Source organism: Streptomyces sp. NPDC015532 (genome assembly GCF_043078065.1).
Lineage (GTDB): Bacteria > Actinomycetota > Actinomycetes > Streptomycetales > Streptomycetaceae > Streptomyces.
This window is the reverse complement of record NZ_JBIBSY010000007.1, coordinates 48,271-60,865: the sequence shown is the minus strand read 5'-3', so window position 1 is coordinate 60,865 and position 12,595 is coordinate 48,271. Positions and strand designations below refer to the sequence as shown.

General features: G+C 72.1%; 10 protein-coding genes. 4 read left to right on the top strand and 6 right to left on the bottom strand.

Going from position 1 to position 12,595, the window contains the following annotated elements:
- Nucleotides 1–57 precede the first annotated feature (57 nt).
- On the top strand, nucleotides 58–1,425 hold the full coding sequence (locus ACF07B_RS22220) for an L-serine ammonia-lyase (protein ID WP_392180235.1): 1,368 nt from the start codon (nucleotides 58–60) through the stop codon (nucleotides 1,423–1,425).
- A 165-nt stretch (nucleotides 1,426–1,590) separates the two neighbouring features.
- Here the strand turns inward: ACF07B_RS22220 and ACF07B_RS22215 are convergent, their stop codons facing one another.
- The 6 genes from ACF07B_RS22215 to ACF07B_RS22190 form a co-directional block, all read right to left on the bottom strand.
- Entirely contained in the window at nucleotides 1,591–2,784 is a 1,194-nt protein-coding gene (locus ACF07B_RS22215; RefSeq protein ID WP_392180234.1) for a hypothetical protein, read from the bottom strand.
- Nucleotides 2,781–3,830, bottom strand: a complete 1,050-nt coding sequence (locus ACF07B_RS22210; protein WP_392180233.1) for an aspartate-semialdehyde dehydrogenase — start codon at nucleotides 3,828–3,830, stop codon at nucleotides 2,781–2,783. Before ACF07B_RS22210 ends, ACF07B_RS22215 begins: the two co-directional genes overlap by 4 nt.
- A 29-nt stretch (nucleotides 3,831–3,859) precedes the next feature.
- Nucleotides 3,860–4,834: a helix-turn-helix domain-containing protein gene (locus ACF07B_RS22205; protein ID WP_362391786.1), complete on the bottom strand. Its 975-nt coding sequence runs from the start codon at nucleotides 4,832–4,834 to the stop codon at nucleotides 3,860–3,862.
- Nucleotides 4,835–4,954: 120 nt separating this feature from the next.
- On the bottom strand, nucleotides 4,955–5,434 hold the full coding sequence (locus tag ACF07B_RS22200; protein ID WP_369486154.1) for a response regulator transcription factor: 480 nt from the start codon (nucleotides 5,432–5,434) through the stop codon (nucleotides 4,955–4,957).
- Nucleotides 5,435–5,519: 85 nt separating this feature from the next.
- Complete coding sequence (locus ACF07B_RS22195; protein WP_392180232.1) at nucleotides 5,520–6,977, bottom strand: aldehyde dehydrogenase family protein; 1,458 nt, start codon at nucleotides 6,975–6,977, stop codon at nucleotides 5,520–5,522.
- A gap of 45 nt (nucleotides 6,978–7,022) precedes the next feature.
- The gene (locus ACF07B_RS22190) at nucleotides 7,023–8,303 is read right to left on the bottom strand and encodes a hydroxyacid-oxoacid transhydrogenase (RefSeq protein WP_392180231.1); all 1,281 of its coding nucleotides are present in this window, start codon (nucleotides 8,301–8,303) and stop codon (nucleotides 7,023–7,025) included.
- Nucleotides 8,304–8,700: 397 nt separating this feature from the next.
- On the opposite strand from ACF07B_RS22190, the gene ACF07B_RS22185 reads away from it, so the two are divergent.
- Genes ACF07B_RS22185 through ACF07B_RS22175 form a run of 3 tightly spaced genes read left to right on the top strand, consistent with a single transcriptional unit; the run spans nucleotide 8,701 to nucleotide 12,579 of the window.
- Entirely contained in the window at nucleotides 8,701–9,996 is a 1,296-nt protein-coding gene (locus tag ACF07B_RS22185; RefSeq protein ID WP_392180230.1) for an ATP-grasp domain-containing protein, read from the top strand.
- 1 nt (nucleotide 9,997) lies between these two features.
- On the top strand, nucleotides 9,998–11,260 hold the full coding sequence (locus ACF07B_RS22180; protein WP_392180229.1) for an ATP-grasp domain-containing protein: 1,263 nt from the start codon (nucleotides 9,998–10,000) through the stop codon (nucleotides 11,258–11,260).
- The gene (locus tag ACF07B_RS22175; protein WP_392180228.1) at nucleotides 11,257–12,579 is read left to right on the top strand and encodes an MFS transporter; all 1,323 of its coding nucleotides are present in this window, start codon (nucleotides 11,257–11,259) and stop codon (nucleotides 12,577–12,579) included. The genes ACF07B_RS22180 and ACF07B_RS22175 overlap by 4 nt, the downstream gene beginning before the upstream one ends.
- Nucleotides 12,580–12,595: the final 16 nt, after the last annotated feature.

Here is a 12,595-nt window from a genome sequence, read left to right as displayed (position 1 = left end):
AGTCCCGCACCACCTCCGTCGGACAACGGCGTCCGGCGAAACCAGCAAGGAGTTCCCGTGGCCATATCGGTCTTCGACCTGTTCTCGATCGGCATCGGCCCGTCCAGCTCCCACACGGTGGGTCCGATGCGCGCCGCGCGCATGTTCGCCCGGCGGCTGCGCAACGAAGACCTGCTGGCCCCGGTCACCTCGATACGCGCCGAGCTGTACGGCTCCCTGGGCGCGACCGGCCACGGCCACGGCACCCCCAAGGCGGTGCTGCTCGGCCTGGAGGGCTCCTCGCCCCGGACGGTGGACGTGGAGGGCGCCGACGAGCGGGTCGAGCAGATCAAGACCTCGGGGCGGCTCAACCTGCTCGGCGAGCACGAGATCGGCTTCTCCTTCGACGACGACCTGGTCCTGCACCGCCGCAAGGCCCTGCCGTACCACGCCAACGGCATGACGATCTTCGCGTACGACGCCTCGGGCGAGCTCGTCCTGGAGAAGACGTACTACTCGGTGGGCGGCGGGTTCGTCGTCGACGAGGACGCCGTCGGCGAGGACCGCATCAAGCTCGACGACACGGTCCTGAAGTACCCGTTCCGCACGGGTGACGAGCTGCTGCGGCTCACCAAGGAGACCGGTCTGTCGATCTCCGCCCTGATGCTGGAGAACGAGCGGGCCTGGCGCACCGAGGAGGAGATCCGCGAAGGGCTCATCGGCATCTGGCGCGTGATGCAGGCCTGCGTCTCGCGCGGCATGGCCCGCGAGGGCATCCTGCCGGGCGGCCTCCGGGTCCGCCGCCGCGCCGCCCACTCGGCCCGCCAGCTGCGCGCCGAGGGCGACCCGCTGGCCCACGCGATGGAGTGGATCACCCTCTACGCGATGGCGGTCAACGAGGAGAACGCGGCGGGCGGACGCGTGGTCACCGCCCCCACCAACGGCGCGGCGGGCATCATCCCGGCGGTGCTGCACTACTACATCAACTTCGTGCCGGGCGCCGACGAGGAGGGCGTCGTACGGTTCCTGCTCGCGGCCGGGGCGATCGGCATGCTCTTCAAGGAGAACGCCTCCATCTCGGGCGCCGAGGTCGGCTGCCAGGGCGAGGTCGGCTCGGCGTGCTCCATGGCGGCCGGCGCGCTCGCCGAGGTGCTGGGCGGCAGCCCCGAGCAGGTCGAGAACGCCGCCGAGATCGGCATGGAGCACAACCTCGGCCTGACCTGCGACCCGGTCGGCGGCCTGGTCCAGATCCCCTGCATCGAGCGCAACGGCATGGCCGCCGTGAAGGCCGTCACGGCCGCCAGGATGGCCATGCGCGGCGACGGCTCCCACATGGTCTCCCTCGACAAGGTCATCAAGACCATGAAGGAGACCGGCGCCGACATGAGCGTCAAGTACAAGGAGACGGCCCGGGGCGGGCTGGCGGTCAACATCATCGAGTGCTGAGCAGCCGGCCGGGCGGGGCGTCGTCCCGCCCGCGGTCGGGCACGCCGCGGTTTCCCGGCGGGGGCGCCGGACGGGTGCTGCCAGCGGTCCGGCCGGCCGCCGCTTCTCTGCCGGCGGCGCCGGGCGGGCCTGCCGCCGCCTCGGCGCGGTGGGCGGCGGCCGCGGTCAGTCCGGTCGTGGTGTCTCCGCGACGGGCGCCGGGCCGACCAGGACGTCGCTGTGCGCGGAACGGGCCTTGGCGGTCGGGGGGACGGACTGTGCCCGGGCGCCCGCGGCCCGCGGGTACAGCAGCGCGTGGCGCCTGCGGGCCTCGGCCGCGGCTTCCGCGCGCGGCACCAGGGTGTGTTCGGCCCTGCCGTCCGCCCGCAGGGTCGTGACCAGGCAGAGGCCGCCGAGGCGGCGTGCGGTCCGCAGGTGCGGGGCCGCGCCGCGCGCCCCGGCCGGCACCGCCAGACACACCTCGGTCCCGGTGTCGAACTCCGTGACCGTCAGGCCCTCGGACCGCAGCCGTCCCCCCACCGACCGGCGTTCCCGGCCGGACCGGAAGCACCACACGTCGCTGTCCTTGTGCACGACGACCGCGGCCGCCGCCGGACCCGTCCCGACGGCCGTCCCGCCCTCCGGACCCCCGCTCCAGGGAAAGGGCCGGCACAGCAGCCGCACCCCCGCCCGCTCCGCCCAGTCCACGGCGCCCTCGTGGACGACCTTGGCGCCGTGGCGGGACATCCGGCGCACTCCCTCGTAGCTGATCCGGGAGAGGGTGCGCGCCTCCGGCACCAGGTAGGGGTCGGCGGTGCACACACCGGGCACGTCGGAGAACAGCTCGCAGGTGTCCGCGCCCAGCGTCGCGGCCGTCGCCACCGCGGAGAGATCCGAGCTGTTGCGGCCCAGCATGACGATCCGGCCGGCCGCGTCGACCGCCTGGCCGCCGGGGACCACCGCGACCGGGCAGTCGGCCAGCGCCCTGGACAGCGTCTCGGCACTGGCCGAGACCAGCTCCGCCCGGTCGCCGGGTCCCTCCGCGAGAAGCCCGGTGGCCGCCGCCGGAAGCGGGCACCCGTGCACCCCCTCGGCGTCGAGCGCGGCCGCGAGCAGGGCGACGCTCACCGTCTCCCCGGCGGTCAGGAGCATCGCCGCGGCGCGGGCGGGCGGGTCGGCGGACAGGGCGTCCAGGGTCTGCTGGAGTCTGCCCGTCGTACCCGACATCGCGCTCACCACGACGACCAGCGGGCGCTTCGCCTCGGCACCGCGGCGCACCGCGTACCGGGCCACGCGGCGGTAGCCGTCGAGGTCGGCGAAGGCGGAGCCGCCGAACTTCAGCACCAGCGGCCGGCCGTCGGACGCGGGGCGGACGGTCATCCCAGCCACCCGTTCTTCGCTGCCAGTTCCACGATCTGCAGCGCGTTCAGCGCGGCCCCCACCCACAGGTTGTCGGCGACCACCCAGAACGCCACCGCCCGGTGGTCGTCCGGCTCGACGCGAACGCGGCCGACGTGGACCAGTGCCCGGTCCTCGGGGCGCGCGAAGACCGTACGGGGCATGGGGTACGAGGGGCTGTGCGCGCGGCGGTACACCCGCAGGCCGGGCGTCGCGGCCAGGGCCTCCTCGACGGACACGGCCGTGACCGGCTCGCGCGAGCGAAGGTGCACGGCCTCGGAATGGCAGTCGAAGACCGGCACCCGCACCGCGGTGGCGCTCACCCGCAGATCCGGCAGACCGAGGATCTTGCGTGGCTCGCGGACGAGTTTGCGCTCCTCGTGCGTGAACCCGTCCTCGTCCTGGAGCCCGATCTCGGGCACGAGATTGAAGGGCAGCGGCTGCCCGAACCGCCCGCCGGGGGCGCCCTGCGCACGGGGGTCGTCGAGAACGGCCCTGGACCCCTCCGCCAGTTCCGCGAGGCCGCGCACACCACCGCCGGACGCCGCCTGGTAGGTCGCCACCACGACGCTCTCCAGACCGGCCAGCTCGTGCACCGGGTGCAGCGCGCGCACCAGTTGGATGGTCGAGCAGTTGGGGTTGGCCACGAGGTTGGACGCCGGACGGTCGTCGAGCGCGCCTGGGTTGACCTGGGGCACCACGAGCGGGACGTCCGCCCGCATCCGGAACGCCGAGCTGTTGTCGACGACCAGTACGCCGGCCGACGCCAGCCGCTCCGCCTCCCGGGCGCTCACCTCCGCGCCCGCGGAGAAGACGGCGACGTCCAGGCCCCGGGGGTCGAGCTCGTCGAGGGTGACCATGTCCGCCAGGGGCAGGGACAGTCCCAGTTCACCGCCCAGGTCCCGGCCGACGCTGCGCGCCGATCCCACGGGGACCACCCGTTCCACGGGCACGATCCCGCCGTCGAGCAGGGCCAGGCACTCACGGCCCACCGCTCCGGTGGCACCCACTACCGCGATGCGCAGCATTCCCGTCCTCCTGTCGCCCCGCCCGGGGCTCAGTACGTGGTCGTGTCCGGTAATCGGCCCCGGAAGGTCCGCCGGTACGCGTTGGGAGTGGTGCTGAGGAAGTGCACGAACTGGTAGCGCAGGGCGGCCGCGTTGGCGAATCCCGTACGGGTCGCCACGGCCTCCATCGTCTCGTCGGTGTTCTCCAGCAGCCGCTGGGCGCTCAGCACCCGCTGGGCCAGCAGCCACCGGTAGGGCGTGGTCCCGGTCTCCGCCCGGAAGCGGCGGGCGAACGTGCGCGGCGACATGCAGGCCCGCGCGGAGAGCTGCTCGACGCTGATCTCCTGGTCCAGGTTCCGCTCGGCCCAGGTCAGCACCTCGCGCACCCCGTCCTCCCCGTACTGCGCCACCGGCCGTTCGATGTACTGGGCCTGGCCGCCCTCGCGGTGCGGGGGCACCACCATGCGCCGGGCGATGGCGTTGGCGACATCGCTGCCCTGGAGCTTGCGCACGAGGTGGAGGCAGGCGTCGATCCCCGCGGAGGTGCCGGCCGAGGTGAGGATCGGGTCCTCGTCGACGTACAGCACTCCCGGTTCGACCCGGGCCTTGGGACAGCGCTCGGCGAGCGCCTCGGCGTACCGCCAGTGCGTGGTGCAGCGGCGTCCGTCGAGCAGCCCCGCGGCACCCAGGACGAAGGCGCCGACGCAGACGCTGACCACCCGGGCCCCCCGGGCCACCGCCTGGCGCAGGGCCTCCAGCAGGGCGGGCGGGAACTCCCGGGTGTGGAAGTCGTCGCCCACCGGGATGGCGATGAGGTCGGCCTCCTCCAGCCGGTCGAGGCCGTAGGGCGTGCTGATGGTGAATCCGGGCACCGCCCGGACCGACGGGGATTCCGCGGCGACGAGCGCGAAGTCGTAGGCGGGCAGCCCCTCTTCACGGCGGTCGATCCCGAATACCTCACAGACGACACCCAGTTCGAAGGGATGGACGTTCTCGAGCAGGACCGCGGCTACGTTCTTCAGCATGTTTTCCAATGTGGCAGTAATACATGGTGTTCTGACAGTCCCTCCGCTGTCGCGTGGCCGGATCAGCCCTCATACTCACGGCAGGGACCCGGAAGGCGGTGGGGATTCACACACCCGCACTCATGGGTGAGACACATCGTCGACGGGCTGGCCGATGGACACGATCCCGCTGCGGATACCCATGACGACGGCTTGCGTCCGATCGGACGCGCCGACCTTCAGGAAGACCGCGGACAGATGGTTCTTCACCGTCTTCTCGGATATGCCGAGCGCCTTGGCCACACGCCGATTCGAATTCCCCTGGGAGATGAGCACCAGAATCTGACGCTCGCGGGCCGTCAGCACGGCGAGGGCCTGCCGTGCCGCGAGCGCCTCCCCGGAGGGCGGCGGGGCGGGCAGGGCCGTACGACGGCCGTCGGCCCGCAGGTCCTCGATCAGCTGTTCCTGGGCCACAAGGGCGTCCTGGGCCTCGCCCAGGGCCTTGTGCACCTTGGCGACGCCTTCCGCCAAGGCCGTCACGGGCTGGGCCGGTGCCCCGCAGACCGCGCAGCACTGCCGAGTCCTCAGTTCCTCGACCGACCCGCGCACAACAGGCGACATCAGATGAACTCCCTCCACCGAGGTGAATTGACCGAACCGCTCTTCTCCGTAGGGCCGAGGACGTGCGGAAAACCGGGGCACCGAGTCAGGAAGGAAGCCGCGCGTGGATCGCCACCGTCTTGCACCGCGTGTATTCACGCAGCGCCTCCAGTCCCTTCTCCACTCCGATTCCCGAGCGCCGATAGCCGCCGAACGGCAGCTCGACTCCCCCGGCCGCGCTGTAGTTGTTCACGAACACCTGCCCCACCCGGAGCCGCTGGGCGAGCCAGTGGGCACGGGTCACGTCGGACGTCCACACCCCGGCGGCCAGCCCGTACGTGGTGTGTTCCGCGAGGGCGACCGCCTCCTCCGGCGAGTCGAAGACCGATACGCACAGCACCGGTCCGAATATCTCCTCGTTGAACACCCGGTGTTCCGGGGTGACGTGATCGAGGATGGTGGGCTCCACGTAGAAGCCCCCGGCGTACGTCTCCCCTGCGGGGACACCACCGCCCGTGCGCAGAACGGCGTCACGCCGGCCCTCGGCCAGATGACCGAGCACCCGGGCGCGCTGTTTCGCGGAGATGAGCGGTCCCATGTCGGGATCGGCCGCTCCCGGCCCGATGGTCAGGGCGCGGAACCGTTCGACGAGCGCGTCCACCAGGTCGTCGTGAACGGACCGGTGGACGAGCAGCCGGCTGCCGGCCGAGCAGTTCTGCCCCGCGTGCTCGGTGATCGACTCCACGATCTGCGGCACCGCGCGGGCGGCGTCGAAGTCGGGAAACACGAGGTGCGGGGACTTCCCGCCGAGCTCCAGGGTGACCGGCACGATGGTGCGCGCCGCCGCGGCCATCACGGCCTCGCCGACCTCCCGCGAGCCGGTGAAGGCCAGGCGGTCCAGGCCGGGATGGGCGGCGAGCGCGGCGCCCGCCTCGGGACCGAGGCCCGGCACGACGTTCAGGGCACCGGCGGGGAGTCCCGCCTCCTCGACGATGGCGGCCAGCCGCAGAGAGGTCAGCGGCGCGTCCTCGGCAGGTTTGAGGACACAGCAGTTTCCGGTCACGAGGGCGGGCGCCAGGGTCCTGGCCGCGATCTGGAGCGGGTAGTTCCAGGGGATGATGTGCCCGCACACTCCGTAGGGCTCGCGCAGGGTGAAGGCCGGCCGGTCCGGCTGGTGCTGGATGGTCTCGCCGCCGAGTCCCTCCACGGCGTTGGCGTAGAAGTCGAAGTAGCGGGCGGCGATGTCGGCGTCGGCCAGCGACTGGCGCAGCGGCTTGCCGGTGTCGAGCGTCTCCAGCGCGGCGAGTTCCTCGCGCCTCGCGCGCAGGACCTCGGCGATGCGGTGGCAGACCCGGGAGCGCTCCACCGGCGTGGTGAACCGCCACACCGTCTCGTGGGTGTGCCGGGCCGCCTCCACGGCCGCTTCGACCTCGGCCGGGCCGCAGCGGGCGACGCGCGCGACGATGCCGGCGTCCGAGGGATCGAGGACGTCGATCCACCGGTCCGTGGGAACCTGCTTCCCCGCGATGACGGCCGGGTGTTCCGGTATCGATGCATCACTCACGGGTGCATCCAGCTCCTTGGCGTGGGGGCGCGCTTCTGCGGTGGGTCAGAGGGTCATCGAACCGGCGATGACCCTCTCCAGATCACGTGCGGCGACGTCACGCGGGCAGCACACCAGCAGCCGCTGCTGCTTGAGCGCGCCCTCGACGAGTGCGGGGAGGTCCTTCGCGGAGTAGCCGAACTCCCGCAGCCCGGTGGGTCCTCCGGTGTCCGCCACGATGCTCAGCAGCGTGGCCGGAAGCACGTCCGAACCGTTCGCCTCCGTCACCCCGTTGAGGTTGGCGCCGAGCAACTCGGCCGCGCGCAGATGACGTTCGGGTGAGGTCGGGTAGGTGAACTCGAAGGCCGCGGCCGCGGTGGAGACGACGGCCGCCCCGTGCGGCACCATGGCGTGGTCGACCTCGTAGCCGTCCGGCCGGTAGTCGCGCACCAGCCCCGCCACGGGGTAGGCGCAGGCGTGCGGGATGTGGGTTCCCGCGTTGCCGAATCCCATTCCCGCGAAGCTCGCCGCCCGGCTCATGCCCGTACGGGCCTCCAGGTCGTCGGAGTTGAGCACGGCACGCCGCAGACAGCGGCCGACCAGTTCCAGTGCCTGTTCCGCCCACACGTCGCTGATCGGGTTGGCGCCGATGTACAGCGGCCGGTCCGCGGGCGTGGGGTACGGGGGCCGCCGGTCGTAGGCCCGGGCGGTGTACGACTCGCAGGCGTGCGTCAGGACGTCGTAGCCGGAGGAGGCGGTGACGGCCGGGGGCAGCGTCAGGGTGTTCGACGGGTCGACGAGCGCCAGGGTCGGCATCAGCCGCAGGTCGCTGATACCCGTCTTCACGTTCAGGTCCGTGACGCCGAGGGCGACCATGGCGGTGCACTCGCTGCCGCTGCCGGCCGTGGTGGGCACGGCCACCAGGGGTTTCAGCGGACCGGGAACCGGGGCTCCGGCGCCGATCGGGGCGTTCAGGTAGTCGCGTACCGGGCGTCCGGGGTGGCTGAGCAGCAGGTTCAGCATCTTGGCGGTGTCGATGGAGCTGCCGCCGCCGAGACCGACGTAGCCGTCCACCCGGAGGGATTCCAGCTCACGGGCCGCCTCGGTGACGCTCTCGTCGGTGGGTTCCACCCGGGCCCGGTCGAACAGCGTGACCGCGATCCCCTCCTGCTCGATCTGCTTGGCCACACGGGCGGGCAGGCCCAGGCCCGCCAGGACGGGATCGGTGACCAGCAGTACCGACGCGACGCCGGCCCTGCGCAGTTCGTGTCCGAGCTCCCCGGTGGCGCCGACACCGAATTTCAGTGGTGGAGCCTGCCAGGTGACTAATCGTTCATGCTCCGGCATCCGGCCGCCCCACCCGAGCGATTCCACAGTCCGTCCCCGCCTTCATCGACTTGCCTCGGAATTCGACCGAGAAAATGACATGACGAACGGCGACGCCCACCCGGACGTCTCGGCCGACTCGGCGAATCGACGTCACCTTCACGCTGAATTTCGACCAGGCGTGGGCCACAGTAGCCAGTCGGCCTGGGTCCCGCCATAGGTCCCTTGCCCTATGACAGAAACGGCTCAATCACTACCACTGGCGCATTTCGGAAGCCACCGGATCAACACCCCAGCTCCGTCCCCGGTACCCGTCGGGACCCCTGTTCACCCCAGGGCCGCCCGCTGGCAGGAAATCGTGGTTGCGTGTCAGTTCCGCCACTGTCGCCGGAAGCGTCCCGGCCAGCAGAGTTGGGGCATGAAGTCCACTGGGCGGCGGTACGTGATCGTCGTAGACGGCTACCACATCAGGGACGGGGACGACCGGGGCTTCGCCAGCGCCTTCCGGGCCCGGGGCGTGACGCCGGTCACCGTCATGAGCACCCCACAGCCACTGGCGAAATTCGTCAAGAAGAACATCTGGTACCCCGACGACTTCGAAGCCGTGCATTATTACGACGGCGACTTCGAGGCCATCGTAAAGCTTGTCGAATCCTACGACCCGGTGGCCGTCGTCACCGGCAACGAGAGCGGTGTCGAATTCGCCGCCCGGCTCGTCGAACGCGTCATGCCGCGGTTCCAGAACGTTCCCGGCAGCGCCAAATGCCAGCGCCACAAAGGGGACATGGCACGCGCCCTGGAAGACGCCGGAGTGCCCGGGCCGCGCACCCTGTCGACCGCCGACCCCGCCGAGGCCGCCGCCTGGATCGAGGCCAACGGGCTGACCGGCCGGCCCATCGTCCTGAAGCCGCCGCACAGCGCCGGCACCGACAACGTGCACCTCGTGCCCGCCGGCGGCGAGTGGCTCGGCCACTTCCACCACATCCTCGGCCAGGTCAACGGGTTCGAACTGCGCAACGACACCGTCGTCGTGCAGGAGTTCCTGGAGGGACCCGAGTACATCGTCGACCTGTACTCGGTGGACGGGCGGCACGGCCTGGTCGACACCTGTGTCTACGCCAAGCACGACCGGGGCCCCCGCATCGGCATCTACGACGTCGCCGACTTCCTGGCCCCCGACCACCCCGACGTGGCGGTCCTCGCCCCCTACGTGATGCGCGCCGCCGACGCCGTCGGCATCCGCAACGGCTCCACCCACGCGGAAGCGATCATGACGCCGGACGGTCCCCGTCTGGTGGAGCTGGCCGCCCGCTACTCCGGCAGCTGCATGATGATCTCCGGCTCCCTGGCCACCGGCGACAACCAGATCGAGCGCACCGTACGGCACGTCCTCGACGGAGAGTTCGTACCGTCGTTCGAACTCGTCAAAGAGGTCCGCACCCTCTGGCTCTGCTCGGACCTGGCCGGCCCGGTGCGGAACATGGAGATCCTTCAAGCGATCGCCGACCTGCCCACCACACACTCCCTGTCGATCCCGCCCGAGGGCCGGGACATGCCGCTCACCAACGACGTGACCACCAGCCTGGGCTGGGTCATCCAGGGTGCCGACGACTGGGACGCCATCGAGAAGGACTCGGCCCGCATCCGTGAGCTGGAACGGGCGTGGAACGCGGCCCGTGCCCGGGACGCGGCCGGCGAAGGAGGGACCGCCTGACATGCCGGGCCAGCCGTTCGGTGCCCACGTACCGCATCTCCTGCTCATCTGCCCCCGCCACGACATCCTCGGCAAGTTCGTCGGCCTGCCGGTCGCCCTCACCGTGGTCCACCGCCCCGGCGGGGACCGGGAACTGGAGGCCGCACTCGCCCTCGCGGTGGTCGACGCCGACTTCACCGACCCGCAGGCTCTGCTCGCCGTCGCCCGCGAGGTGCACACCCGGCGTCCCGTGGACGCGGTGCTCGGGCTCACCGAGCTCTCGCTGCGCCCGGCGAGCGCGGTGGCCGAGGCGCTGGGCGCGCGCGGCAACTCGCCCGCCACGCTCGCCCTGACCCAGGACAAGGCCGCCATGCGCGCGCATCTGCGGGACTCCGGGCTGGGCACGGTGGCCCACCGGGTGTGCTCCACCGTCGAGGAGGCCCGCGCCCTGCTCCGCGCGTGTCCGGCCGGGGTGATCCTCAAACCGGTCGAGGGCAACGGCGGAACGGGCGTCCATCTCGTGCGCACGGAAGCGGAACTGGCCGGGGCCTGGGCCTGGACCAGCGGCGCCCGGACCGGTTTCGCCTGGCCGCAGGGCGCGTCCGCGTCCACCGTGCTGGCCGAGGAGTTCCTCACCGGCGAGGAGTTCAGCGTCGAGTCGCTGTCGGCCGCCGGGCGTCACCAGGTCCTCGCGGTCACCCGGAAGCACACCTCGGGCGCTCCGTACTTCGTGGAGACCGGCCACGACCTGCCCGCACAGCTGCCGCCCGACCGGCACCGGACGATCGTCGACGCGGTTCTGAACGCCCTGGACGCCGTCGGCTACGCCTGGGGCCCCTGCCACACCGAGGTGATGCTCGCCGAGGACGGCGAGCGCGCCACCGTCATCGAGATCAACGCCCGGCAGGGCGGCGACCAGATCTGGGAGCTGGTCCACCACGTCACCGGCATCGACATGCTTCAGGGCGCCGTCCTCGCCCTCGCCCACGGCGTCCTGCCGGGGCCGGCCACGGGCCACGCGGGCGGCGCCTCGATCCGGTATCTCACCCCCCGGCCCGGCCGGGTCACCGAGGTGACGGGTGTGGCCGGGGCCCTGGCCATGGACGGCGTCATCCGCGTCGGCGAACTCCCCTCGGTGGGCACGGACCTGGCACCGCTCGGCGACTCCTGGAACCGGTCCGGGCATGTCGTCGCCGCGGGCCCCGACCCCAAGGCCGCCGCCGACGCGGCCGACGCGGCGGCCGCCCGGATCGTCGTCCGCACCGACGAGGCGGAGGCGCGGTGACCCCCGAGAAGGGAGACGGGGTGACGCTCGCCGGGAACGCCGCGCCGCGGGCCGAGCACACTCCGGGCACCCGGCCCGGCCGGTTCCTCGCGGGGCGGGGTCCGGCGTACATCGTCATCCTCGGCCGTTTCACCACCAACATCGGCTTCTTCATGGTCGTGCCGTTCCTCGCGGTGCACCTGACCAGGGACGAGGGACTGAGCAGCTTCCAGACCGGTCTGCTCTTCGCCGTCATGGAATTCACCCGGCGCGGGCTCGGCATCCCGTCCGGCTGGGTCAGCGACCGCTTCGGCGCCGCCCGGATCCTGACCCTGGGGCTCGCCGTCGAGGCGGGCGCGTACGTCGTGTTCACCCTGGCGGGCGGCAGCTTCGCCGTCTGGGCAGCGGCCGTCGCCCTGCTCGGCATCGGCGGCTCCCTGAACAACAACGGCGCCCGCAGCGTCCTGGCCTCCAGCAAGTCCGGCGGGGTCGCGGCCAACCTCAGCCGCTACTACGTGTCCATCAACGGGGCCGCCCTGATCGGCCCGCTGATCGGCACCGCGCTGATGGCGGCCGGCGCGATGAAGGCCGGGTTCCTCATCGCGGCCGCGCTGCACCTGGGGTTCGCCGTGACCTCCGCGGTGCTGCTGCGCGGGCTGCACGCCACGAACGCGGCGCCCATCAGGCCCGCCGCCATGGCCGAGGCGTTGCGCGACCGCTCGTTGATGATCTTCTGCTCGCTCGCGGTCGGCGGCTGGTTCCTCATCACCCAGTACCGGGTCGCCCTGCCGTTGACCGTCGTCCACCAGAAGCTCTCCTCCGACCTGGTCGGCCCGCTCACCGCGGGCAACGCCGTCGTGGTGATGCTGACCGTGTGGCTGCTCGGCTCACGTATCGAGAAGCGCTCCACGATCGGCCGCCTCGACCTGTTCGCGGCGTCCGGAGTCCTGCTCGGCGGCGGCTGGCTGCTGTGCTCGGTCGACGGGATCAGCCCGGTCGTCGCCGCCGTCATCGTCACCTCGATCGGCGAGTCGCTGTTCTGCGGCGTAGTCGACGCGGTCGTCGCGGGCCTCGCGACCGAGGGCAGGACCGGCCTGTATCTGGGCTACTCCACGATGGCCTGGGGCGTCGGCGGCATGCTGGGCGGCTTCGTCGGCGGCGGCTTCGACCTGGCCGCCGGCCACGGCGCGCTGTCGCTGTTCTGGCTGGTGCTGGCCCTCGTGGGGATCGGCTACGGGGCGGGCACCCGCGTGGTGCGCCGCTCGCTCGCCGACGCCGTGGACCGGCGCCGGACCGCGGACGAACCCGCGCCGGACGGCACGCCGTCCCCGTCCGGCTGAGCGGCCCCGCCCGCCC